Raw genomic sequence first — 25659 nt, 5'->3', positions numbered from 1 at the left:
GCTTTTGTTACTTGCTTAACTTACTCGAGGTAATTAAGGAAGCTTTACATCTGATAGGTCTTCGTTTGCACCGATTGCTTTCATTTCGCCAGCAACGATTTCCGCTAGAGGACCTAAGATAACTTGAAGGTTGTTTTCACCTAGCTTAACCACACCTTTCGCACCTAGTTTCTTAAGTACAGCTTCGTCAGCAACAGAGCGGTCTTTAAGAGTAAGACGTAGACGAGTGATACAAGCATCGATAGAAGTTAGGTTGTCATGACCACCTAGAGCTTTTAGGTATTGGCGTGCTAGGTCACCATTTTTAGCTTCGCCAGTTGACGCTGAGCCTGCAGCTTCTTCGTCATCTTCACGACCTGGTGATTTCAGGTTGAAAGCGCGGATTGCGAAGCTGAATGTGAAGAAGTATAGAGCACCGAAGCCAAGACCGATTGCACCCAGTAGTAGAGGCTTAGTAGCAAGACCGAAGTTCAATAGGTAGTCGATTAGACCCGCAGAGAAACCGAAGCCGTGTAGCGTACCAAACATGTTAGCAACAACTAGAGACAGACCTGTAAATACAGCGTGCATTGCGTATAGAGCAGGCGCTAGGAATACAAACATGAATTCTAGCGGCTCAGTGATACCTGTTAGGAAAGAACAGAATGCTACTGAGAATAGTGCACCACCAACTTGGCTACGTTTTTCAACAGGAGCTGCTAGGTACATTGCAAGTGCTGCACCTGGTAGACCGAACATCATGATTGGGAAGAAGCCGTTCATGAATACGCCAGCGCCTTTATCGCCACCGAAGAAGCGGTGTAGGTCACCAGATTTAACAGTTTCAGTAACTTCTTTAACTGTTGCAGTGATTTCTGGAGTTACAGAGTTAGCAAACTCAAATGTGTGAGTTTGGCCAGCAACAAGAGTCTTCGCTAGAGCTGGGTCAACACAAAGCTGTTGTAGTGACGGTAGAGCCTGACCAGCAGCTTGCGCGCCAGTAACTAGGATCTCTTGACAAGTACCCATACCGAACCAGAAGTATGAGTTAAGAACGTGGTGAAGACCTACAGGGATAAGTGCACGGTTAAGAGTACCGTATACGAACTGACCGATAGCGCCAGATGTAGATACTGCGTGTGCTAGAGCGTCAAGACCACCTTGAATAGTTGGCCATACAACACCACCGATAGCACCTGCTACGAGAGCAAACAGACCAGCCATAATAGGAACTAGACGTTTACCAGCGAAGAATGCTAGCCACTCTGGAAGGCGAGTTGCGTGGAAAGCGTTGTAAGAGTGACCCGCGATGATACCAGCGATAATACCGCCGAAGAACGACATGTTTACACTTGCGTCGATTGTTGTTGCCGTAGCAGTTAGTACGAAGTACGCAACCGCACCCGCCAGACCTGCAGCACCGTTTCCGTCTTTAGAAAGACCGATCGCGATACCTAGACCGAATAGTAGTGGAAGGTTACCGAAGATAGCACCACCAGCTTGTGCCATAAACGGAATGTCTAATAGGTCACCTTGACCTAAGCGTAGTAAAAGCGCCGCAACTGGAAGCGTTGCGATAGGTAGCATAAGAGCTTTACCTAACTTTTGCGCATATCCAAGAATATTCACCTTAAGTTCCCCCTATAGGATTTTTGTATTTTGGCCGAGCCACTTTTTTTAGTCGCTCAATTTAGTCAAGGTCAGTTTATGACATTAATTTTGCTCCGCAAATTAAAACCTCATCATTTGTGATCCTAATCACCAGAAACAGCCAATAGGGAAGGTTTTTGCTAGCTAGATCATAAAACTTATTTTACAATACAAAAAAATAGCAATCATCGGATAAGATTCGAAGTATTCTCTTATCGTAGAAAAGCTTTCAAGTCTTGCCATACAACGGGTGAATAGATTCCCATCCTTTTACTCCTATTCTTTTCATGGCAAGCTTTTATCGCTCGAAAGCACGACATAGATTGAATCATTTTTCGTTTGCTAAAGATATTTTGCAACCTAATTGAAGCGTACAAATAAAGTCTCAGTTTGTGGCATAATGACTTCAATTAGATGACTAAAAAGTATTAAGAATCTAAACATAAGGATTAGCTAACCATGTATGCGCTAACTAACTGTAAAATCTATACCGGTAACGAAGTTCTCGTTGATCATGCGGTCGTAATCAAGAATGAGTTGATTGACGCTGTTTGCCCAATTTCAGAGCTACCTGAGGGCATTGAAACACGCGATCTTGGCGGCGCGAATGTTAGCCCAGGCTTTATTGACCTACAGTTAAACGGCTGCGGTGGCGTTATGCTAAACGATGAGATCACCGCAGACACCATGCAAATCATGCACGAAGCTAACCTTAAGTCAGGTTGTACAAGCTTCCTTCCTACGCTCATCACTTCATCAGATGAAGACATGCGCCAAGCGGTTGCAGCAGCTCGTGAATATCACGCAAAATACCAAAACCAATCACTTGGTCTTCACCTTGAGGGCCCTTACCTTAACGTAGCGAAAAAAGGTATCCATAGCGTCGATTACATTCGCCCTTCCGATGACAGCATGATCGATTTCATGTGTGAAAATGCAGATGTCATCGCTAAAGTGACGCTAGCACCAGAACACAATGAGCCAACACACATCGAACGCTTAAAGAATGCGGGGATTGTTGTGTCAATTGGTCACACCAATGCAACTTATGCGGAAGCTCGCCGTAGCTTCGATGCAGGTATTACTTTTGCGACTCACCTATTTAACGCGATGACGCCAATGGTTGGTCGTGAACCCGGTGTTGTTGGGGCAATCTACGACACGCCTGACGTATACGCCGGTATCATCGCAGACGGGTTCCATGTGGATTATGCAAACATCCGTATTGCTCACAAAATTAAGGGTGAAAAATTAGTATTAGTGACCGATGCCACAGCTCCTGCAGGCGCTGACATGGATTACTTTATTTTTGTAGGTAAGAAAGTATATTACCGTGATGGTAAGTGTGTTGATGAAAATGGCACACTTGGCGGCTCAGCACTCACTATGATTGAAGCAGTTCAAAATACAGTTGAGCACGTCGGAATCGCATTGGACGAAGCACTTCGTATGGCTACTTTGTATGCAGCGAAAGCGATCGGTATGGAAGATAAACTAGGCCGCGTTAAAAAAGGCATGGTTGCTAACCTGACCGTATTTGATCGTGACTTCAATGTTCAAGCGACTGTTGTTAACGGACAATACGAGCAAAATTAAGAATGAATGGCGGACAAATAGGTAACGTAGATTTAGTTAAGCAACTAAACAGTGCAGCTGTATACAGATTGATTGACCAGCAAGGCCCGATTTCTAGGATCCAAGTCGCTGATGTCAGCCAACTTGCTCCTGCCAGTGTTACCAAAATTACCCGCCAACTTCTCGAGCGCGGCCTAATAAAGGAGGTCGCGCAACAAGCTTCGACAGGGGGACGCAGAGCGATCTCTTTGACAACAGAAGTGGAACCGTTCCATTCAGTGGCAGTACGTATTGGACGAGACTACATCCAATTCAGTTTGTACAACTTGGGTGGTAAAGAGCTTGCTTCTGACTACACAGAATTCTTCTACACCACGCAAGATGAACTCGTTGACGGTTTACTCTCTCATCTCAAACAGTTCATCACTGATAACCACACGATTATCAATCAACTTATCGCCATCGGCATCTCTTTACCTGGTCTAGTCAACCCAGAAACAGGGGTTGTCGAATACATGCCTAACATCACTATTGATAACCTTGGTTTGGCTGAACTCGTTAAAAATACCTTCCACGTTCAGTGTTTCGTGGGTAACGACGTTCGTGGCATGGCGCTCGCTGAGCACTACTTTGGCGCCAGCAAAGACTGCCAAGACTCCATTTTAGTCAGTGTTCACAGAGGTACCGGTGCGGGCATCATTGTTAATGGGCAAGTTTTCCTTGGTTATAACCGAAATGTTGGTGAGATTGGTCATATTCAAATCGACCCACTCGGTGAACAGTGTCAATGCGGGAACTTTGGTTGTTTAGAAACCGTTGCCGCAAACCCAGCAATTGTTGAGCGCGTCAACAAACTGATTGCGCAAGGTTATGAATCGAGTTTAACAACCTTAGAATCCATCACCATTGGTGACGTGTGTGAGCACGCAAATCTTGGCGATGAACTGGCCAAGCAAAGCTTAGTGCGCGTCGGTAATCAGTTGGGTAAAGCCATCGCGATAACCATTAACTTGTTCAACCCACAAAAAGTCATCATTGCGGGTAACATCACTCAGTGTGAGGATATCGTCTTCCCTGCAATTCGCCGCAATGTTGAAAACCAATCTTTAACAACGTTCCACAGTGACCTACCGATTGTTGCCTCTCAGATAGACAAACAACCAACCTTAGGTGCATTCGCAATGATCAAACGTGCGATGTTAAACGGCGTTTTGTTACAAAAATTACTCGAAGACTGATCGCCTACGCAATTAGTTGAGTTAGAATACGGGGCTATGTTGAAAAACATGGCCCTGTTTTTTTAGGATAGAATACAAACAACTATGGAACTGATCTTAATCACCACCGCTTTTCTCGCGGGCTTTATTGCGCTGAAATGCAACCTTCCGCCATTAGTTGGCTTTTTGCTCGCGGGCTTTGGCTTGCACGCAATCGGCTTTCAAACTAATGACACCATCATCACTCTCGCCGATTTGGGCGTGACTCTGCTGCTGTTTACTATCGGCTTGAAGCTCGATATCAAAACTCTACTGTCTAAAGAGATTTGGGCAGGCGCAACCATACATAACCTTTTGTCTACTGCTCTGTTTAGTGGTGCGCTTCTCTGCTTTAAGTTTCTAGGGATCAGCTCTCTGGCAGCAATGACCATTGACCAAGTCGTCTTGCTTGGCTTCGCATTGTCATTCTCCAGTACTGTGTTTGCGGTGAAATCATTGCAAGAAAAAGGCGAAATGAATGCGACTTACGGTACCATCGCTATTGGTATCTTAGTCATGCAAGATATTTTTGCGGTGGTATTCCTAACGGCATCAACAGGTAAAATGCCCGAGTGGTATGCTATTGCCCTATTCGCACTTCCATTGATGCGTCCACTCTTCTATCGGTTATTAGACTGGGTGGGCCATGGAGAAATGCTAGTGCTATTTGGCATATTCTTCGCCCTCGTTGTTGGTGCAGGCTTGTTTGAATTCGTTGGAATGAAGCCGGACCTCGGCGCCCTGATATTGGGGATGCTACTTGCGGGGCATAAAAAGGCTTCAGAACTCTCCAAATCATTATTCAATTTAAAAGAACTGTTCTTAGTCTGCTTCTTCCTCAATATAGGATTATCTGAGCAGCCAACCCTGTCAGGCTTCGCCCTATCAATTCTGTTCTTATTATTGTTGCCACTAAAAGGCATTCTTTATTTTGTGGTTTTAAACGCGTTTAAATTCCGCGTGCGCACCTCGTTACTAGCCTCTCTGTGCCTGTTCAACTTCAGTGAGTTTGGCTTAATCGTCGGCGGTTTGGCCTTTAAAATGGGTTGGATGAGTGGTGACATTCTGGTCGCTCTTGCACTCGCAGTATCGATTTCATTTGTTCTTTCTGCGCCAATCAACCGCTACGGACACCAAATTTATCAGCGATCAAGCCGTTGGTTAAAAGAGACTGCCGCAGAAAAACTCAATACTCGAGACCAATTAATTAATCCTGGCCACGCACAAATTCTTATCTTGGGCATGGGACGTATTGGAACAGGCGCGTACGACGAGCTTCGCAATCGATACGGAAAAATCAGTCTAGGGATTGAAGTGCGAGAGGAAGCCGCAAAAGAGCACAAAGCTCAAGGCAGAAACGTTATTGCGGGTGATGCAACCGACCCTGACTTCTGGGAACGGATCCTCGACACGGCAAACGTAAAACTCGTGCTACTTGCGATGCCCCATCACCAAGGTAACCAAATCGCGCTTGAGCAGCTACAGCGCCGACACTTTAAAGGTCAAATCGCGGCTATCGCAGAATATCCCGACCAATTAGAAGCTTTAACAGAAAAAGGCGTTGATGCAGCCTTTAACATTTACAACGAGGCTGGTAGCGGTTTTGCACGTCACGTATGTGACCAATTGAAACCCGAGTTCAATCCACTTCGTTAATTCAAACTCCATTTCCTGGCTGCCATTTGGCAGCCTTTTTTTCAGAAAACGCTCACTTAACCACCAAAACATCAATTTCATTCATCTAAAGCTCATTTTAATTAGATAAAATTCACCAAGAAGCGCTTTGTAGTACTTTTTTCATCAATCACGGTTGATTTTTTTAATCAGAATGGCAAATTGAACTCAGCAAGTTAATTAATTATTAAAGGGAAGTTGTATGTGTTCGATTTTCGGTATTTTAGATATAAAAAGTGATGCTGCGGCGCTGCGCCCAATCGCACTAGAAATGTCTAAAAAGCTTCGCCATCGTGGGCCTGATTGGTCAGGTATCTACTCCTCAGACAAAGCGATTCTAGCGCACGAACGTTTAGCCATCGTTGGCCTAAACAGTGGTGCGCAACCACTTTACAGCCCAGATAAAAAACACATCCTTGCCGTAAACGGTGAAATCTATAACCACAAAGAGATTCGCGCACGTTACGAAGGTAAATATGACTTCCAAACTGACTCTGACTGTGAAGTTATTCTAGCGCTATACCAAGATATGGGGGCCGATCTACTTGAAGAGCTAAACGGTATTTTTGCCTTCGTTCTCTACGATGAAGAAAAAGACACATACTTAGTAGGCCGCGACCATATCGGTATCATCCCTCTATACCAAGGTTATGACGAGCATGGTAACTACTATGTCGCTTCAGAGATGAAAGCACTGGTGCCAGTGTGTAAAACGGTCAGTGAGTTCCCTCCTGGTTGTCATTACAGCAGCGCAGATACAGAACCACAACGCTATTACATCCGTGACTGGAATGAATATGCTGCTGTTCAAGGTAACAGCACAAGTAAAGAAGAACTGACGGAAGCTTTGGAAGCCGCTGTGAAACGTCAGCTAATGACCGATGTACCATACGGCGTCCTTCTTTCTGGTGGTCTTGATTCTTCTATTACTTCTGCGGTAGCGAAACGATTTGCGGCAATGCGTATTGAAGACGATGAAAAGTCGGAAGCATGGTGGCCTCAACTGCACTCCTTCGCTGTCGGCCTAGAAGGTGCGCCGGATCTAAAAGCCGCTCGTGAAGTTGCGGACCAAATCGGTACGGTTCACCACGAGATGACCTATACGATTCAAGAAGGCTTAGATGCAATTCGTGACGTTATCTACCACATCGAAACCTATGATGTCACAACCATCCGAGCGTCTACCCCAATGTTCCTAATGGGTCGTAAGATCAAAGCAATGGGTATCAAGATGGTTCTGTCTGGCGAAGGTGCGGATGAAATCTTTGGAGGTTATCTCTACTTCCACAAAGCGCCGAACGCTAAAGAGTTCCACGAAGAGACAGTTCGTAAACTGCTTGCTCTGAACATGTTTGACTGTGCTCGTGCGAACAAATCGCTGGCTGCATGGGGCGTCGAAGGTCGCGTTCCTTTCCTAGACAAAGAATTTATCGACGTTGCGATGCGCTTAAACCCAGAAGACAAGATGTGTGGTAACGGTAAGATGGAAAAACACATCCTGCGTGAATGTTTTGAACATTACCTACCAGAGTCAATCGCATGGCGCCAAAAAGAGCAGTTCTCTGATGGTGTAGGTTATAGCTGGATTGATACCTTGAAAGAGGTTGCTGAAGAGAAAGTCACTGATCAACAGATGGAAACAGCGGCATTCCGATTCCCATACAACACACCAACGACTAAAGAAGGTTACGTTTACCGCGAAATTTTCGAAGAGTTGTTCCCACTACCATCAGCAGCTGAATGTGTCCCTGGTGGTCCTTCAGTCGCCTGTTCTTCGGCAAAAGCTATCGAGTGGGATGAATCATTTAAGAACATGGCAGACCCATCTGGTCGCGCAGTACAAAGCGTCCACAATGATTCCTACTAACCTCTAAAAATAAGGCTCCTAATATTAGGAGCCTTATTTCTTTACTGTAAATCTAAATCTTTGTTGTCAACCGTCACTTCGACTTGCTTACTTAGCATATTGACAAGCAATATGGAGCGTCTCTCGCCATCGGGCTCTTGATAAATCGCTTCCATCCCAGCGAACTGCCCCGTGGCGACATTCACTGTGTCTCCCTTTTCAGGTAATCCAGCCTGCATTAAGCCCTCTTGCTCTGTTTCGATCTCCTTGAGAGTAACGATCAAGTCACCTTGTAAAATTTGAGGAAGCGCTCCTCGACGAACGAAATCGACAACACCACGAGTAGAACGGATCGTCGTGAACGTCGGTCCCTGCTCTACATCAAACCGAGCAAATATGTATGACGGGAAGAGTGGCTCTTTTTTTACTTGTCTCTTACCACGAACCATTTTTTCGATTTGTATTTCCGGGTAGTAACACTCTACCCCTTGGTTTTCTAAGTGCATCTTCGCACGCTGCTGTTCACTGCGTTTACAGTAAAGCAAGTACCACTGTTTCATTATTATTTAGCCAACTGTTGTTTTGCCTAACATCCTAGCAATTTTCACTATTGTTAGTAAGGCTAAAATTGCAAGCATATTTAAGCGCGAAAAATAACAGCTGACTGTCATTTACAACCACCGATTTTGCAAAGTTAGTTTGTAGCACAGCGTTACCTCTCCCCTTTCTTGGCTTTTATTACTTATTTTCAAACACTTACAGAAAACATGAGAACAGATACCATCAAACCGCCCATTGCAGTCAATTAATCTGAGAGGTATATGTAATCAAAAATAAAATTCTTTAATAGATAAGATTAGTAATATTTATGTCAAACCAACATCAACAATTCTTCGGCCATCCTCGTGGCCTGTTCCTACTGTTCGGAACCGAACTATGGGAGCGATTTTCTTACTATGCGATGCGCGCAATCTTGGTGCTCTATTTAACCGATACAACGATAAATGGAGGGTTAGGATGGACAACTAAGGATGCCCTTGACCTATACGGTACTTATACAGGGCTTGTTTACATTACACCTTTGATTGGTGGTTACTTAGCGGATAACTATTTAGGTCAACGTCGCTCTGTCTTGATTGGCGGTATGCTGATGGCTTGTGGCCAATTCACCCTCGCAATGCCAGCAAACGCTTTTGGCCTTGATACCCTCAGTGCCTTTTACCTTGGCCTGGCGCTATTAATTGCTGGTAACGGTATGTTTAAGCCAAACATTTCTACTATGGTTGGTAATTTGTACCAAGAGGGAGACAACCGTCGCGATGGCGCCTTTACCATTTTTTATATGGGGATCAACATTGGTGCCCTGCTAGCAGGGTTTGTGTCAGGTTCAGTCACTACTTCTTTTGGCTGGAAAGCAGGTTTTGTCGTTGCAGGTATTGGTATGGTCATTAGCCTTGTGATGCAAATGACTTTGGCTCAATCATGGCTCGGTGATATTGGCCGTGAACCCGCAGCGAAACGAGATTTATCGACTAAAAATTCAGTCCAAAAGCAGCCACTAACAAAAGAAGAGTTTGATCGTATCAAAGTTATTCTAGTGATGAGCTTGTTCACTATCGTATTCTGGGCAGGTTTCGAGCAAGCTGGCGGCCTAATGAACATCTACACCCAACAGTACACCGATCGCATGATTGGTGGATTTGAAGTTCCTGCTGCTTGGTTCCAATCTTTGAATCCATTCTTCATTATCACCCTAGCGCCAGTATTGGCCGTATTATGGGTTAAACTCGGCAAACGCGAGCCAAACTCTCCAGTGAAGTTTGCACTGGCTATGTTCTTCCTAGCGCTTGGCTTCTTATGTATGGTTGGCGCTGTAATGGAACAAGGTGGCGACACGACAGTGAAAACATCAATGCTATGGTTAGTCGGTGCATTTTTCTTCCATACCCTTGGTGAGCTTTGCTTATCGCCAATTGGCCTTTCTCTGGTAACTAAACTAGCCCCACTACGTCTCGCCTCGCTGATGATGGGTGCATGGTTTGGCTGTAATGCGATAGCTAACTACGTTGCTGGCTATGTGGGCTCTCACGTTGGTGAACTAGGTGCAATGGCAATCTTTAGCGGTATTGCGGTGACAGCAACGGTATCTGGTGTCATCTTGCTATTGTTCTCAAACACGCTAGTTCGCTGGATGCATGGCGCAGAAAGCCCAATGAGCAATGCTGAGCAAGTAGAAGAGCAACAAACTCAAATCGCTTAATAGCAGCCTACTCGCTATAAAAATAAAAACGCCCGACCATCACTGGCCGGGCGCTTTTCCCTTTCCATTCTGTTTAGATTGGCAGGGAGGGGGAATTATTTCACGCTAGTCACTCGACTCGCTTTCTCGCCAGTCACAGACACTGAACGGATGAATACTTCACCTTCTACTGCTGGACGCGCGCTGTCAGAGTAAGTCAGCCAATTTTCACCGTCTAGAGAGTATTGCAGCTCCACACCTGGGAACTGAACGTTCATTGACAGCTTGCCATCTTCTACTTTCGCACCTGGTACAGGTAGGCGGTAGTCGATACCTGATTTCTCTAGCTTAGCCAGTTCACGTTGGCCAAGTACGTTCGCAAAGCGGTTGTAGTCTTGGTTTAGCGCAGCTTTGTCTACTAGGTTAGAGTTTTGCGAGTATTCAACACCCACTTTGTAGTCGTTTTCCCAATCAGCACGGTGCCATGCACGCTCAGCGGCTGCTAGTACGCGAGGGAATACCATGTACTCGTATTGCTCGTCGTTACGTACTGTCTCAGACCAAAGCTGTGCTGATAGACCGTAGAAAGGTTTCGCTTCGATTTCACCTTTACCAGTGAAGCCGTTACCATCGCGGTCTACAGAGGTTTCTGCGTTCTGAGGCATGTTCTCTGGTGCAAAGCCAAACATCTTACGAGTATCTGTTGCACGTGTTGCCCAGTAGTAGCCACGCTCTTTCGGGTCAACTTCGTATGGCATGTCCATGTACACGTAGTCTGGGTTAGAAACGATCACGTCGTAACCTTTCTTAGACCACTCGTACACTGATGATGTGCCACCCCAGTAAAGAACATCCCAGAAGTTAACACGTGTGTTTTCTGTTGCGAACGCTTTCTCACCTTCACTGTATTTAAGACCATCTTGCCAAGCTTGGAAGTTTGGAATGCCCTTCTCTGCCACAATCTTAGACACTTCTTCTGCAAAGTGGCTTGGTAGATGAGCAAAGTCGCTTACTGTACCGTCCGCAATTAGCGTCTGACATTGTGGAGATTGTGCGAATGGCTTGTCTTGTTTAGACAGGTCAATCGTACCTTTCCAGCTTACTTTGTCTTCAGCATTCACATCTTGGAAACCAGCGCCTAGCTTGATGTTCTTCGCTTCGTCACCACCAAAGTGCCATGTTGTTAGCGGCGTGCCCGCTTCTTGGTGCATTGCTGCTACTTCTGAAATCACTTTATCAACAAAGCGAGTTGAAGATTCCATACATGGGTTGATGAAGCTTTGCTTGTTGTAGAACTGAACCGTCGTTACGTTCGATGTATCTTGAGGATCCATCAGGCGGTACTCGTTCGCTTCTGCTTCTTTACCTTCTTCCATTAGACGGTCGTAACGTGCTTCCATTGATACCACTGCTGCACGAGCGTGCGCTGGCATATCAATTTCAGGAATCACTTCGATGTTACGCGCTTTCGCGTACTTCAAGATCTCCACGTAGTCTGCTTTGCTGAAGAAGCCAGAACCAAAGTTGTCCGTCGTTGCACCTGAGCCAAGCTGAGGCAGTAAACAGCTTTTCTCTTCCAAATCGAAACAACGGTTAGCACCCACTTCAGTCAGCTCAGGCAGACCCGGGATTTCTAAACGCCAGCCTTCATCATCCGTTAGGTGAAGGTGTAGTTTGTTCATCTTGTACGCTGCCATTTGGTCAAGCGTTGCAAGAATTGCGTCTTTAGAGTGGAAGTTACGAGCCACGTCCACCATCACACCACGGTAATCAAAACGCGGCGCATCTTTAATAGACAGTTGTGGTAGAGAATCAGCATTTTGGCTATCTACCAGGCCAAAGATAGATTGTACTGCGTAGAAAGCGCCCGCTTGGTCAAACGCTTTAATCGCAATACCGTCGCCTTTGATGCTCATTTCGTAAGCACCAGATTTTGCTAATTCACCGGTGAAGTCTGCAGGAACAACAATGATGCTTACAGGAAGATCACCACGAACATCCACACCTACCACTTCTGCACGATCTTGAATTGCTGCGTATTGAGTCGCATCGAATGCGTCTTTAGGCAGCGCGATACCCGCCGCGATATCTACCGTACCTTTACCTGCTTCAACAGACATTGGCGTTGGTAGTAACGTGGTTGATACGTCTTGCTTTGCTAGGTCTTCGTTCTTCTCGAAACGAGACACAGCGTTTGCAAATACGTTGTTGTCATCTGGCGTACGTTTTAGGTTGTTACCCTCAAGGCCAGTCACGAAAGATGCAACGTCTTCGGTGTTAAGAGAAGCGATCATCTTAGGCTCTGCATTTGGTGCAGCAACGAAGGCGCCTGGCATGAAGTCAGTTTCAAATAGCTGCCAGTATTCAGCAACAAGAGGAAGCACAACCTCTTCACCCGCAGCAAAACCATCAAACTTATCTGTTGGTTCTAGTTTGTGTAGGTCACCCGTTACGCGAGAGATTTTGAACTGTTCGTTTTCAACATCCAGAATCAGACGAATGCTGTGGAAGTAAATAGCCCAATCTTTAGAGTCAACCGCTTCACCTTGGTTAACTAGCGTCATGTTTACTTTGTTACAAGACGCCCACTCAGCACCCATCTCTTGACATGCAAGACCTTCATTTGCGCCGTGGTTTGTTAGTACTTCGTATTGAACATCTAAGTTTGCTGCAATTGAGTTAACAACATTTTGATCAGTAGACTGGAATGATGCGCAACCTGCTAGCGTAGCCAACAAAGAAGTCGCGATGAGCGTTTGTTTAAACATCTTACTTACCCTTAAAAGTGGAGCGAAGCCTGAAAAAGTAGGCGTCAAAATCAAGATGTAATCACAATAGCCCGAGTTATTTTTCATCGTAAAATTAATCATCTTCGAAAGTGATCAATTTCAAACTTTATAAATCCCTAAACTTATAAAGCCATATAAAACATAAACTTATAATTAACGTCAATTTCGTCGGACTTATTTTGACGGGATTACTGAGAAGTAAGTCACAGCTTTTCACTAGGTTTAGATTGAATGACGAATAAAGATCACACTGGCTTAATTCATGTCTTAAAATAAAATTGACTCATGGCGTGAAAAGCGTGAATTAACGCACACTTTCCACTCGTCAAAACACGTCGTTTTTTTTAGTTTAAACAATTTTTCAGTAAGGGCTGTATCTCATATGCGAATTCTCATCGCCACGGTGGCTGGCTTACTAACTAGCCCCACATTGGTAGCCGAACCGCTTTTCTGGCAAGCGAACAAAGGCGCGCTCACCTACTACATATTCGGTTCAGTCCATGTCGGAGATGAGAGTATGTACCCTCTCCCAAATAAAGTGACAAATAAGCTTCAGGAGAGCGATGGGTTGATTATTGAAGCCGATATTCGAAATACACAAGGGATCAGTTATCCACCCATCACCCTTTTGAGCAAAGATGTCCTAACGAACAAACATCAGGATGAGTTGAAGGGGATCGCGACCTTGCTCGAACTGAACTCCGACCAATTACTCAACTCACCGCCATGGGCAGCCGCCTTGGCCATTCAGATGAAACAAATTGAGTACTTAGGCTATCAAGCCGAGAAGGGAGTCGACACGCACTTGATGAACAAGGCATCGTTAAGAGATACGCAGATCATCAGCCTAGAAAGCCTTCAGTCGCAAATCGATTTGCTGACAGGGCAAGCTCAATCAGGGAAAGAACTACTCGTAAGTGCGATTGAAGAGTTTGACCACTCTGAAGACGCAACTCGCTGCTTGATTAAAAGTTGGCAAGCGGGTGACTTAGATAAATTAATCGAGTTTTCCTCTCTTACGGAAATGTCACCAGAGTTTGAACAGTCATTTTTAATAGATCGTAATCTAAATTGGGTGAAGCAGTTGGTCAGTCCTGATTGGTCTAAAGGCAATAAAGGCTCTTACATGATGGTCGTGGGTACACTACACCTCATTGGTGAGCACAGTGTGATTGAGTTACTCAAACAAGATGGCTTTGCGGTAAAACAACTTTCAGAGAGTAAACAGGCATTTTGTGAGTTTCAGTATTAGTCCCGCAGGTCTCCCGCCAGTTCACTAGCCTGCTAAGAAAGCACGCTCTCTTAATGTAGTTAGTGAAGAGACATTCTTTGAACATCAGGCGAACCCACCTCGGCTCGAATCTCTAAACCACAAATGCAAAAAGTGCCCTACATTTATGTAGAGCACTTCTTTAAATATGACCGCTGAAGAGCCAGATTCTAATTTCAGACGAACCCCACTCGGGTTTTAATCCTATTTCCTATGCTCTAAAACGAGGAAAGCCTGCTATAAAAGCAGGCTTTCTTAATGTGGTCGGTGAAGAGAGATTCGATCGGACTGGCGCTCCAGCCCCCGTCCCTCTGATCCCAAATCTTATCAACGATAAAAAGCTCTACATTTCTGCAGAGCTTTTTCTAAATATGGTCGGTGAAGAGGGATTCGAACCCCCGACCCTCTGGTCCCAAACCAGATGCGCTACCAAGCTGCGCTATTCACCGAGATGTTTCTTCGAGCTCATTGCCCGTCAACGAGAGCGTATATTACGGATTCTCGAAGCTAACGCAACCCCTATCGATTAACTTTTTCAAATTATTAGTTTGTTTGACTAAAACAACATCAACGGGCCACAAACTGTGAGCAAAAACACACCAACAAAAACAAAGCTGCAACCTAATAACAACATTTGATCCAGATCAGTGTTGCATAATTAACCACAGTTTACGGTATCTCCTGTCATCTCACTTTGTACTCAATGGAGGAACTATGGACTTTTGGCTTGATCTCCTATTTGGTAATGCGGTAGGTCTATCTTCAATGATTGTGATCTTTGGCGCCTTAGGTCTAATGCTATTCTATGGCGGTTTCATCATCTACAAAGTGATGAACGACAAATCTCCTCACTAGAATCGCTTAGCCCTATTCACAGAATAGATATTCGCTATGCACCGAAGTAGATACATTGTCTGCTTCGGTTTTTTATTTTTTGGTCAGTCAAATAGTGATCATCCTATGCGGCCAAAGGTATAATGTCGGTATTGATTTCCTACTCTGAGATATCACTATGTCTCACGATGACGATTTCGCCCTCTTTCAACAAATGATGGGCGACGTAAAACCTATCCATAACGATACAGCAGAGCTAAAGAAACAACATAAAGTATCTGAAGCTCAACTTGCCAAGCGTGAAGCCGCTATTTGGTTGACCGAAGAGGATCCAGAATACCTCTCTATCGATCACGCTGAAATGCTTAAGCCTGACGACATTATCGAGTTTAAGCGAGATGGCGTACAAGACGGCGTCTATAAAAAACTGCGTCTAGCAAAGTACCCTATTCAAGCCAGACTAGATCTACACAAACGGACCCTAGAGCAAGCGCGAGATGAAGTCGTCAAGTTTTTAAAGCAATGTATGCGGCTGGACATCCGCACCGTGGTCATTGTTCATGGCAAGGGTGAACGCTCTAACCCACCAGCTCTTATGAAAAGTTTCGTCGCACAATGGCTGATGCAAATCAAAGAGGTGCAATGTGTTCACAGTGCCCAACGCTTTCATGGTGGCACTGGAGCGGTGTACGTTTTGTTACGAAAAAGCGCTGAGAAAAAGATTGAGACACGTGAGCGACATCAAAAACGATTGGGTTAACGCCCCTGCGGTGCTAGAATGCGCGCCCTCAATGTGCTGATGTTTTCATCAGCACTTTTTATTAACCGCCGTTGTGAAACGTTAGGAGAACAACATGTCACAAGATAATGCAAAACGCCTCAATAAGTTCATCAGCGAAACGGGCTTTTGCTCTCGCCGAGAAGCTGATCGATTGATTGAGCAAGGTCGCGTCACCATCAATGGTCAAGTTCCTGAAATGGGGACAAAAGTGATGCCAGGAGACGATGTTCGCGTCGATGATAAACCAATCAACGCGGTCACTGATAAGCCTGTCTACATTGCGCTAAACAAACCAACCGGCATCACCTGCACCACCGAGCGCGATATTCCGGGCAATATCGTTGATTTCGTTGGTCATAAAAAACGCATTTTCCCGATTGGTCGCCTTGATAAGCCTTCAGACGGTCTTATCTTTCTGACCAACGATGGTGATATCGTTAACAAAATACTTCGTGCTGGCAATAACCACGAAAAAGAGTATGTGGTTCGAGTCGATAAACCAATCAGCGATGACTTCATCAAGAAGATGTCTTCGGGCGTGAATATTCTCGATACCATCACCTTGCCGTGTAAAGTGACCAAAGAGACCAAGTTTTCATTCCGTATTGTTCTAACTCAAGGCCTCAACCGCCAAATCCGCCGCATGTGTGAAGCCTTGGGCTATGAAGTATTCAAACTTCGCCGTGTGCGTATTATGAATATCTCTCTTGATGGTATTCCGAATGGCCAGTGGCGCTACTTAACAGATGCAGAAGTGGCTGAGATTCTTGCCATGTGTGAAGGCTCAAGTAACACTGAAGAAGCTTCAAAGATCGATGCTAAAGGTAAACGTATTCGCAAAGCGACAGACGCTAAACTGTTTGATAGCCGAGAAGAAAACCAAGACTCGACCGCTCGTCGCAACCAGAAACAACGAACCTTCAAAGGCCGTAACGCGGATGAATTCCGTCACGCACCGAACTCTAAGAAAGGTCGCCACAGCGGTAAGCAAAGTGAGTTTAAAGGTAAGCCAAGTGGCAATAAAGGGAAGACCTTCCATAGGTCTACGTCTGAGAATAGTCAACGCCCTAGTAAGCCAAAGCGCGGCGGCACATTAAGTCTGAAGAAATAATTAGCAAACGAAAAGGGAGCCGACAATCGGCTCCCTTTTTAAATCATAGCTATCGACAACTTATAGCGTACCGAAGATTTTATCGCCTGCGTCACCAAGACCAGGGACGATGTAGCCTTTATCGTTTAGCTTCTCATCGATCGCAGCAGTGAATAGTTCAACATCTGGGTGTGCTTTTTCTAACGCTTCGATACCTTCAGGAGCAGAAACTAAAACGAGAACTTTAATCGCTTTACAACCTTTCTCTTTAAGTAGGTCGATAGTAGCGATCATTGAACCACCTGTCGCTAGCATAGGGTCAACAACAAGCGCAATACGCTCATCCATGTTAGACGCTAGCTTGTTGAAGTATGGTACTGGCTCAAGTGTTTCTTCATCACGGTAGATACCAACAACGCTGATACGAGCACTTGGCATGTGCTCAAGAACGCCATCCATCATACCCAAACCTGCACGTAGGATAGGCACAACGGTTACCTTTTTACCTTTGATTTGGTCAACTTCAACAGGACCATTCCAACCTTCAATGGTTACTTTTTCCGTTTCAAAGTCTGCAGTCGCTTCGTACGTTAGTAGGCTACCAACTTCTGTGGCTAGCTCGCGAAAGCGCTTCGTGCTGATGTCACCTTCTCTCATTAGACCTAGTTTGTGCTTAACAAGAGGGTGTTTTACTTCAACAACTTTCATTTCCATCTCCGGCTTATGTGGTGATTTTTAAACAAACCTTCAGATTATAAACGATTTCGTTCTCAATTTCTTGCGTAAAGACAAAAGAAAAAACTCACGCAAACGTTTGCTATATGGGTTTATCCGCTGTTAGAATAGCGCCGTTTTCATATCCAACTTAAAAACCGAGGACTTCCCTGTGAGTGCTGATAACACATCTCTTAGCTATAAAGACGCTGGCGTAGATATCGATGCAGGCAACGCGCTTGTTGACCGTATTAAAGGTGCTGTAAAACGCACACGTCGCCCAGAAGTAATGGGTGGTATTGGTGGTTTTGGCGCATTGTGTGAACTGCCAACAAAATACAAACAACCTGTGTTGGTATCAGGTACTGATGGCGTAGGAACCAAACTTCGCCTCGCTTTGGATATGAACAAGCACGACACAATCGGCGTTGACCTTGTTGCTATGTGTGTGAACGATCTTATTGTTCAAGGCGCGGAGCCTCTATTTTTCCTAGATTACTACGCTACGGGCAAACTCGACGTTGACACCGCAGCAGACGTTGTCTCTGGCATCGCTGATGGTTGTATTCAGGCAGGTTGTGCGCTAATTGGTGGTGAAACCGCTGAAATGCCAGGCATGTACGAAGGCGAAGACTACGACGTCGCTGGCTTCTGTGTCGGCGTGGTAGAAAAAGAAGACGTGATCGACGGCACCAAAGTTGCTGCTGGCGATGCGCTTATCGCGGTCGGCTCAAGTGGTCCACACTCAAACGGTTACTCATTAATCCGTAAGATCCTTGAAGTATCTGGCGCAGACAAAAACGAAGAGCTAGCAGGTCGCACAATCGGCGAGCACCTACTAGAACCAACCAAGATTTACATCAAATCAGCACTAAAAATGATTGAGAAACACGACATTCACGCGATTTCTCACATCACAGGTGGTGGTTTCTGGGAAAACATCCCGCGCGTACTTCCTGAAGGTACTAAAGCGGTTGTTGATGGTAACAGCTGGGAATGGCCAATCATCTTCAAATGGCTACAAGAGAAAGGCAACGTAACGACTCACGAAATGTATCGCACATTCAACTGTGGTGTTGGCCTAGTGATTGCTCTTCCGAAAGATCAAGCTGATGCAGCGGTTGAACTTCTAAATGCAGAAGGTGAAAACGCTTGGGTAATCGGTGAGATCGTTTCAGCTGAAGCCGGCGAAGAACAAGTAGAGATCAAATAAGCATGAAGAGTATCGTTGTTTTAGTTTCAGGAAACGGTTCTAACCTACAAGCAATTATTGATGCTTGCAGCAAAGACATTACTAACGGTCGTGTCACGGCGGTCTTTTCCAACAAAGCGAATGTCTTTGCCTTAGAGCGAGCAGAAAAAGCAGGGGCAGCCGCTCACTTCCTTGATCCTAAAGCTTTCGATACTCGTGACGCGTTTGATAAAGAGCTCATGAAGCAGATCGACGAATATCAACCTGATGTCGTTGTACTTGCTGGCTATATGCGTATTCTGAGCGGTGAGTTTGTTCGTCACTACCAAGGACGTATGATCAATATTCACCCTTCTCTTCTGCCCAAATACCCTGGCTTAAATACCTATCAGCGTGCCATTCATGCTGGTGACGAAGAACATGGCACCAGTGTTCACTTCGTAACAGAGCAACTTGATGGCGGCCCTGTCATCCTACAAGCTAAAGTGCCAATTTTCGATGAGGATACGGTCGAAACATTGACTGAACGCGTACAAACGCAAGAGCACAGAATCTACCCACTGGTCGTAAAATGGCTAGTGGAAGAGCGCTTAGTAATGAAAGATGAAAAGGAAGCCTACCTTGATGGAGAGCTTCTGGGTATTCATGGCTACGCTGCCCAAGAGTAATTTGGTTTTCAATCCTTTTGGCGAGCTTTCATGCTCGCCTTTTTTTCATCTCTCGTTCATCTTGGGTTAGGTAAATTCAGATTGAACGCATAGGAGAATAGTCATGGATTTAAAAAGCTTACTCAATCAAGCACTCCACTCAGATATAGTCCAGCAAGGTCAAAAACAACTCAAACAGCAATCCAGCTCAGGTACGCTCAAATCACTTGGCGCTGGAGCAGTTGGCGGCGGATTAGTGAACCTTCTGATGGGCTCCAAGAAGAGCAAGAAGCTTGGCAAAAAAATGGGGATCAACGCGTTAAAAATTGGAGGTGTCGCTGCGCTTGGCGCGCTGGCCTATAAGGTATACAACGACTCTCAAAGCAGTCCGGTGTCTCCTGAACCTCAAAGTGAGTTTCGCGAAGATGATCCAATACATAGTGAACTCATCTTAAAAGCCATGATCGCAGCTGCAAAAGCTGACGGCCATGTAGACACACAAGAGATGGATCGCATCGAGAACGCACTCAAAGAGTCGGAAGTTGGCCACCAACTTCAAAGCATTATCCACAATGAACTACATAAACCACTCGACCCAAATGAAGTCGCACGTTTAGCCGCGACACCGCAGCAAGCCGCTGAAATTTACCTCGCCTCCTTGATAGTGATAGACGAGCAGAACTTTATGGAAAAAGCCTATTTGCAAGAACTCGCTAAACAAATGCAACTGGCGCCAGAAGTTATCAACCAGCTTGAGGCACAACTGCGTATTGAGCAATAATTGGTCGACAGCCTCTTGGTCTTGCGCTAGAACAACCTTAGCTTTTGAGTTTGTTCAGACGAGTGTGTATATTTGAGAGCAGTTATCATTTATTGGAGAATTAGCCATGCAAGTATACGGCTGTTGTGAATTGGTTCGTGAGCTGTACGCTCAGATCGGTAGTGGCGATCAAGCTTATGTCCCTCAGGCAATATCTTGTGCAGTACGAGCACTAAATGACATCGCTGCGGATGACTCTTTACCAAAGGAAGCCAGAGAAAAAGCCGCTTTTGCAGCTGCTAATCTACTTATCTCGGACTTCGAGGATAAGTAATGGACTTAGCCAACTTTGAAACGATGGATCCTATCATGTTGATGAGCATCGTGAACATGAAACTACGTGATGACTTTGGTGGTGATCTGGACAAACTCGCTGCTTACTTCGATATCGACAAAGCGGCGCTTGAAGCAAAATTAGCGACCGCTGGCTTTGACTTCCTACCTGATGCTGGCCAATTCCGATAATAAGAATCCACTATTCAGTTACAAAAAAACCGCCCTGTTTGAGGCGGTTTTTCTTTAAGACAATATAGACGATTACTCTTCGTCAAACATCTCTTCTTCGCGTGCTGCTTTTGCCGCAAGGTAACGCGCTTTTTTCTCAGCCGCTTCTTGAGCTAGACGCGCTTCGCGTTCTTCACGCTCTTTACGAGCTTCGCCTTTACGCTCATTTCGCGCGGCTTGGTTTTTGATGAAACCCGCTAACTCTTTTTCTGCCCATTCTTGAGCTGCAGCTTCTGTTTCAAAACCTGACTCACGTTTTGATACTGTCGTCTTACGTGATGTAACTTGGCGAGTAATTTCTGCACACCAACCGTTACGTTTTTCAGTAGTACGGATGGCAAATTTTCTATTTTTAGACATTTTTCATTCCTAAGGGATTAATCAGGGATTCGGTCAACTTGATCACTCCATCTAAGCTGAGCTGTTTAACACCATCCCTTGGTAAGCGCGGTATTAGAGCATAAAAGTGAGATCTATGCTGCAAATTTTTCGTCGTATTGTACCAAAAATAAAGCGCTGGTCTCTCAACCAGCGCTTTACTATTTTTGTGAACCTTCGACTAAATCAAGTTAACCTAAGTTCTTACGTGCGTTTTGGAACATACGCATCCAAGCACCGTTCTCGCCCCAACCTTCTGGAGACCATGAGTTAGCCACTGTGCGGAATACACGCTCTGGGTGTGGCATCATGATAGTTACGCGGCCATCTTGAGTCGTAAGACCTGTGATTGCGTTTGGTGAACCGTTCGGGTTGTTCGGGTATTGCTGAGTTGGGTTACCGTGGTTATCAACGTAACGAACCGCAACCGTACCTGATGCTTCAATCGCCGCTAGGTGGTCAGCATCACGAACTTCTACGCGACCTTCACCGTGAGACACTGCGATTGGCATACGAGAACCTGCCATACCATCAAAGAATACAGAATCAGACTTCTGGACTTCAACGAGGCTGAAGCGAGCTTCAAAACGCTCAGATTCGTTACGAACGAAGCGTGGCCACAGGTCTGCACCTGGGATTAGCTCTTTCAGGTTTGATAGCATCTGACAGCCATTACACACACCTAGAGAGAAAGTATCTTCACGCTCGAAGAAGCCTTGGAACTGGTTGCGAGCTTGCTCATTGAACAGGATAGACTTCGCCCAACCTTCACCCGCACCAAGTACGTCACCGTAAGAGAAACCGCCACAAGCCACTAGACCGTTGTACTCTTCTAGAACCGCTTGACCGGTTAGGATGTCGCTCATGTGAATATCAGTTGCTTCAAAGCCAGCACGGTCAAATGCTGCTGCCATCTCAACGTGAGAGTTAACACCCTGCTCACGTAGGATTGCCATCTTAGGCTTAGCACCTTTAGCAATGTAAGGCGCAGCAATGTCTTCGTTCACATCGAAGCTTAGCTTAACGTTCAGACCTGGGTCAGAGTTATCTTTCTTCGCTTCGTGTTCTTGGTCAGCACATGCTGGGTTATCACGTAGACCTTGCATCTTGTGCGTAGTCTCAGCCCAGATTGTACGTAGTTCAGTACGGTTACGCTCTAGAACGACTGTGTCACCAGAAGTAATCACTAGCTCATCAGATGCTTCTACAGAGCCGATTACGTGTGAACACGCTTCTAGGCCATTTGCTGCTAGCGTTGAAAGTACAGCGTCTAAATCTTCGTTCTTAACCTGAAGTACCGCACCTAGCTCTTCGTTAAATAGTGCTGCTAGAGTATCTTCGCCAAGGTCAGCAATGTCTGCTTTCACGCCACAGTGGCCTGCGAATGCCATCTCAGCAAGAGTAACAAACAAACCGCCATCGCCCTTATCGTGGTAAGCCACAACTTGGTCGTTCGCTACTAGAGTTTGAACGCCTTCGTAGAAACCTTTTAGCTGTGCTGCGTTATCTACGTCTGCTGGCTTATCACCAAGCTGCTTGTAAACCTGTGCTAGCGCTGTTGCGCCTAGACGGTTTTGACCGTTACCTAGGTCGATAAGAACCAGTGACGTGTCACCTTTGTCTGTACGTAGTTGCGGTGTGATTGTCTTACGAACATCTTCAACACGTGCAAACGCAGTGATGATCAGAGATAGCGGAGACGTTACTTCTTTCTGCTCACCGTTCTCTTCCCACTTAGTCTTCATCGACATTGAGTCTTTACCCACAGGGATAGTTAGGCCAAGTGCTGGACATAGCTCTTCGCCTACTGCTTTTACCGCTTCGTAAAGACCTGCGTCTTCACCTGGGTGACCTGCTGGAGACATCCAGTTTGCAGACAGTTTAATGTGTTTGATATCACCGATGTTAGTCGCTGCGATGTTAGTGATCGCTTCACCCACCGCTAGACGAGCCGAAGCACCGAAGTCTAGTAGAGCAACTGGCGTACGCTCCCCCATCGACATTGCTTCGCCGTGGTAAGTGTCGTAGCTTGCCGCTGTTACTGCACAGTTAGCAACAGGTACCTGCCAAGGGCCAACCATTTGGTCACGTGCAACAAGGCCAGTTACAGTACGGTCACCGATAGTAATAAGGAATGTTTTCTCAGCTACCGTTGGAAGACGTAGAACACGATCTGCTGCTTCGTTTAGCTCAATGCCATCACGGTTAACTGCAGGGTTATTCGCTTTTAGCGTCTTCGCATCGCGGTGCATCTTAGGCGTCTTACCAAGAAGCACATCCATTGGCATGTCGATTGGCGTGTTCTCAAAGTGTGAATCTTCTAGTTTAAGCTCACGCTCTTCAGTTGCGATACCTACTACTGCGTATGGTGCGCGCTCACGCTTACAGATCGCATCGAATACTTCCATATTCTCTGGCGCAACTGCCATTACGTAACGCTCTTGAGATTCGTTACACCAGATTTCAAGTGGGCTCATGCCTGGTTCGTCGTTTGGTACGTCACGTAGTTGGAAGATACCACCACGCTCGCCATCATCAACAAGCTCTGGAAGTGCGTTAGAGATACCGCCCGCGCCCACATCGTGGATAAATGCGATTGGGTTAGCATCGCCAAGTTGCCAACAACGGTCGATCACTTCCTGACATCGGCGTTCCATCTCTGGGTTTTCACGCTGTACTGAAGCGAAATCTAGGTCTTCAGCTGATTGACCAGACGCCATTGAAGATGCAGCACCACCGCCAAGACCGATGTTCATTGCAGGACCACCCAATACGATTAGGCTTGCACCTACTGGGATCTCTTTCTTCTGCACGTGCTCGTCGCGGATGTTACCCATACCACCAGCAATCATGATTGGCTTATGGTAACCACGAACTTCTTCACCTGCGTGAGAGTTAACTTTTTCTTCGTAAGTACGGAAGTAACCCAGTAGGTTTGGACGACCAAATTCGTTATTGAACGCCGCACCACCAAGTGGGCCTTCTAGCATGATATCTAGTGCGTTAACGATGCGACCTGGCTTACCAAAATCTGTTTCCCATGGCTGTTCAAAACCAGGTATACGTAGGTTAGAGGTTGTGAAACCAACCAGACCAGCTTTTGGCTTGCCACCGATACCCGTTGCGCCTTCATCACGAATTTCACCACCAGAGCCTGTAGAAGCACCCGGCCAAGGAGAGATAGCGGTTGGGTGGTTGTGCGTTTCCACCTTCATTAGGATGTGCGCTTTCTCTTGGCTGTAACCGTACTGACGAGTTTCTGGGTTCGGGAAGAAACGACCTACATCTGAACCCACCATGACTGCCGCGTTATCTTTATAGGCAGATAACACATTGTCTGGTGTTACTTCGAATGTATTTTTGATCATCTTGAACAGAGACTTCTCTTGCTTAACGCCGTCGATAGACCAGTCTGCGTTGAAGATCTTGTGACGACAGTGCTCTGAGTTCGCCTGTGCAAACATCATTAGCTCGATGTCTGTTGGGTTACGATCTAGCTTGTTTACGAACGCATCGTAAAGGTACTCGATTTCATCATCTGCAAGTGCAAGACCGAGGGTAACGTTTGCGTTTTCAAGCGCAGCACGACCACCATTGAGTAGGTCTACATCTGCTACTGGCGCTGGCTCTGCTACTTGGAAAAGTGCCGCTGCTGAATCGAAGTCAGTGAAGATAACTTCCATCATACGGTCGTGCAGAATCGCTTTAAGCTCAACCAGTTGAAGCTCTGAAAGTTCAGAGGATGTTTCGATGTAGTAAGCAGTACCGCGCTCTAGGCGTACCACTTTGTCTAAACCACAGTTGTTGGCGATATCGGTCGATTTTGAAGACCAAGGAGAAATAGTACCAGGACGAGGAGTTGCGAGCAGAAGCAAACCTTCTGGCTCGTGCTCTTCAATTGTTGGACCGTAAGTCAGTAGTTTTTCAAGTTTCTCAACTTCTTGATCATCTAGCTCTGCTGAAAGTTCAGCAAAATGGGCAAACTCAGCGTAAATGCCAGTGACAGGCAGGCTAAGTTCACGACAAAGCTCTAGAAGCTTGTTAACACGAAATTCAGATAGAGCTGGGGAGCCACGAAAAATTCTCATGTGCTTAGGTCTCTTATGCAATTGATGAAGGTGATATTGGAATAAATTCAGTGGGTTAAATGTCACACAAGGCCACTTCACCTTATGCTATTCACTGTTTTCTTCGAAGCTATTCCCGAAGGTTTTCCAAACCTATGCCGATTCCACCTCTTGGTTGCGGGCGCATTATATAGCAATTGTTTTTGTGATGTAACACCAAAAGCAACCGTTTGCGTCATTTTTTTTGTCAATTTTGAAATACAACATAATTCCGAAATTAAGATCACTTCTCCCGAAGCCACACTGATTATCTTGCCTTGTTATGACACTTTGATATAAATGCCCTACTGGATG

20 protein-coding genes and 1 tRNA gene are annotated in these 25659 nt (G+C 45.7%); 14 read left to right on the top strand and 7 right to left on the bottom strand.

The window, feature by feature from the left end:
- Nucleotides 1–33: 33 nt before the first annotated feature.
- Nucleotides 34–1608 (bottom strand): N-acetylglucosamine-specific PTS transporter subunit IIBC, encoded by a 1575-nt coding sequence (nagE, locus tag ACUALS_RS04060; protein ID WP_454448919.1) that lies wholly within the window; start codon nucleotides 1606–1608, stop codon nucleotides 34–36.
- A 480-nt stretch (nucleotides 1609–2088) separates the two neighbouring features.
- Between nagE and nagA the strand changes: the two genes are divergently transcribed.
- The 4 genes from nagA to asnB all read left to right on the top strand — a co-directional run bounded on the left by nagA (nucleotide 2089) and on the right by asnB (nucleotide 8001).
- Nucleotides 2089–3225: an N-acetylglucosamine-6-phosphate deacetylase gene (gene nagA, locus ACUALS_RS04055; RefSeq protein ID WP_005476730.1), complete on the top strand. Its 1137-nt coding sequence runs from the start codon at nucleotides 2089–2091 to the stop codon at nucleotides 3223–3225.
- 2 nt (nucleotides 3226–3227) lie between these two features.
- Complete coding sequence (nagC, locus tag ACUALS_RS04050) at nucleotides 3228–4442, top strand: DNA-binding transcriptional regulator NagC (protein WP_038189982.1); 1215 nt, start codon at nucleotides 3228–3230, stop codon at nucleotides 4440–4442.
- Between the two features lie 84 nt (nucleotides 4443–4526).
- Complete coding sequence (locus ACUALS_RS04045; RefSeq protein ID WP_454448918.1) at nucleotides 4527–6116, top strand: cation:proton antiporter domain-containing protein; 1590 nt, start codon at nucleotides 4527–4529, stop codon at nucleotides 6114–6116.
- Nucleotides 6117–6336: 220 nt separating this feature from the next.
- Complete coding sequence (gene asnB, locus ACUALS_RS04040; RefSeq protein WP_005476726.1) at nucleotides 6337–8001, top strand: asparagine synthase B; 1665 nt, start codon at nucleotides 6337–6339, stop codon at nucleotides 7999–8001.
- Between the two features lie 41 nt (nucleotides 8002–8042).
- Here the strand turns inward: asnB and rfaH are convergent, their stop codons facing one another.
- Complete coding sequence (rfaH, locus tag ACUALS_RS04035) at nucleotides 8043–8540, bottom strand: transcription/translation regulatory transformer protein RfaH (protein WP_005476728.1); 498 nt, start codon at nucleotides 8538–8540, stop codon at nucleotides 8043–8045.
- Between the two features lie 308 nt (nucleotides 8541–8848).
- Here rfaH and ACUALS_RS04030 point away from each other — a divergent pair, with 308 nt between their 5' ends.
- Nucleotides 8849–10240 carry a peptide MFS transporter gene (locus tag ACUALS_RS04030; RefSeq protein ID WP_454448917.1) on the top strand — a complete coding sequence of 464 codons (1392 nt, stop codon included), beginning with the start codon at nucleotides 8849–8851 and terminating at the stop codon, nucleotides 10238–10240.
- A 95-nt stretch (nucleotides 10241–10335) separates the two neighbouring features.
- On the opposite strand, the gene ACUALS_RS04025 is transcribed toward ACUALS_RS04030, so the two are convergent.
- The gene (locus tag ACUALS_RS04025; RefSeq protein WP_454448916.1) at nucleotides 10336–12987 is read right to left on the bottom strand and encodes a beta-N-acetylhexosaminidase; all 2652 of its coding nucleotides are present in this window, start codon (nucleotides 12985–12987) and stop codon (nucleotides 10336–10338) included.
- 403 nt (nucleotides 12988–13390) lie between these two features.
- Between ACUALS_RS04025 and ACUALS_RS04020 the strand changes: the two genes are divergently transcribed.
- Nucleotides 13391–14260, top strand: a complete 870-nt coding sequence (locus tag ACUALS_RS04020) for a TraB/GumN family protein (RefSeq protein WP_454448915.1) — start codon at nucleotides 13391–13393, stop codon at nucleotides 14258–14260.
- Nucleotides 14261–14650: 390 nt separating this feature from the next.
- Here ACUALS_RS04020 and ACUALS_RS04015 read toward each other — a convergent pair.
- Nucleotides 14651–14727 (bottom strand) — tRNA-Pro (locus ACUALS_RS04015).
- Nucleotides 14728–14992: 265 nt separating this feature from the next.
- Between ACUALS_RS04015 and ACUALS_RS04010 the strand changes: the two genes are divergently transcribed.
- The 3 genes from ACUALS_RS04010 to rluF all read left to right on the top strand — a co-directional run bounded on the left by ACUALS_RS04010 (nucleotide 14993) and on the right by rluF (nucleotide 17004).
- Complete coding sequence (locus tag ACUALS_RS04010) at nucleotides 14993–15133, top strand: DUF3149 domain-containing protein (protein ID WP_005476401.1); 141 nt, start codon at nucleotides 14993–14995, stop codon at nucleotides 15131–15133.
- Between the two features lie 157 nt (nucleotides 15134–15290).
- A complete protein-coding gene (smrA, locus tag ACUALS_RS04005) occupies nucleotides 15291–15872 on the top strand; it encodes a DNA endonuclease SmrA (protein WP_038189971.1) in 582 nt (193 codons plus the stop codon).
- Nucleotides 15873–15966: 94 nt separating this feature from the next.
- Nucleotides 15967–17004: a 23S rRNA pseudouridine(2604) synthase RluF gene (gene rluF / locus ACUALS_RS04000; protein WP_454448914.1), complete on the top strand. Its 1038-nt coding sequence runs from the start codon at nucleotides 15967–15969 to the stop codon at nucleotides 17002–17004.
- 60 nt (nucleotides 17005–17064) lie between these two features.
- Here the strand turns inward: rluF and upp are convergent, their stop codons facing one another.
- A complete protein-coding gene (gene upp / locus ACUALS_RS03995) occupies nucleotides 17065–17691 on the bottom strand; it encodes a uracil phosphoribosyltransferase (protein ID WP_038140072.1) in 627 nt (208 codons plus the stop codon).
- A 178-nt stretch (nucleotides 17692–17869) separates the two neighbouring features.
- Here upp and purM point away from each other — a divergent pair, with 178 nt between their 5' ends.
- From purM to ACUALS_RS03970, 5 genes are all read left to right on the top strand, one after another.
- The gene (purM, locus tag ACUALS_RS03990; RefSeq protein ID WP_454448913.1) at nucleotides 17870–18910 is read left to right on the top strand and encodes a phosphoribosylformylglycinamidine cyclo-ligase; all 1041 of its coding nucleotides are present in this window, start codon (nucleotides 17870–17872) and stop codon (nucleotides 18908–18910) included.
- A 2-nt stretch (nucleotides 18911–18912) separates the two neighbouring features.
- Nucleotides 18913–19557, top strand: a complete 645-nt coding sequence (gene purN / locus ACUALS_RS03985) for a phosphoribosylglycinamide formyltransferase (protein WP_005476405.1) — start codon at nucleotides 18913–18915, stop codon at nucleotides 19555–19557.
- 103 nt (nucleotides 19558–19660) lie between these two features.
- Entirely contained in the window at nucleotides 19661–20317 is a 657-nt protein-coding gene (locus tag ACUALS_RS03980) for a tellurite resistance TerB family protein (protein ID WP_454448912.1), read from the top strand.
- 106 nt (nucleotides 20318–20423) lie between these two features.
- Nucleotides 20424–20630: a YaeP family protein gene (locus tag ACUALS_RS03975; protein WP_005476399.1), complete on the top strand. Its 207-nt coding sequence runs from the start codon at nucleotides 20424–20426 to the stop codon at nucleotides 20628–20630.
- Nucleotides 20630–20821 (top strand): DUF4250 domain-containing protein, encoded by a 192-nt coding sequence (locus tag ACUALS_RS03970; RefSeq protein WP_454448911.1) that lies wholly within the window; start codon nucleotides 20630–20632, stop codon nucleotides 20819–20821. Before ACUALS_RS03975 ends, ACUALS_RS03970 begins: the two co-directional genes overlap by 1 nt.
- A 72-nt stretch (nucleotides 20822–20893) precedes the next feature.
- Here the strand turns inward: ACUALS_RS03970 and ACUALS_RS03965 are convergent, their stop codons facing one another.
- Both ACUALS_RS03965 and purL read right to left on the bottom strand, forming a co-directional pair.
- Nucleotides 20894–21220 (bottom strand): DUF3622 domain-containing protein, encoded by a 327-nt coding sequence (locus ACUALS_RS03965; protein WP_038140070.1) that lies wholly within the window; start codon nucleotides 21218–21220, stop codon nucleotides 20894–20896.
- A 209-nt stretch (nucleotides 21221–21429) separates the two neighbouring features.
- On the bottom strand, nucleotides 21430–25326 hold the full coding sequence (gene purL / locus ACUALS_RS03960) for a phosphoribosylformylglycinamidine synthase (protein WP_454448910.1): 3897 nt from the start codon (nucleotides 25324–25326) through the stop codon (nucleotides 21430–21432).
- Nucleotides 25327–25659 lie beyond the last annotated feature (333 nt).

This window comes from Vibrio sp. NH-7 (assembly GCF_053643215.1).
The sequence above is the reverse complement of the archived record's forward strand: the minus strand, read 5'-3'. Positions and strand labels throughout refer to the sequence as shown.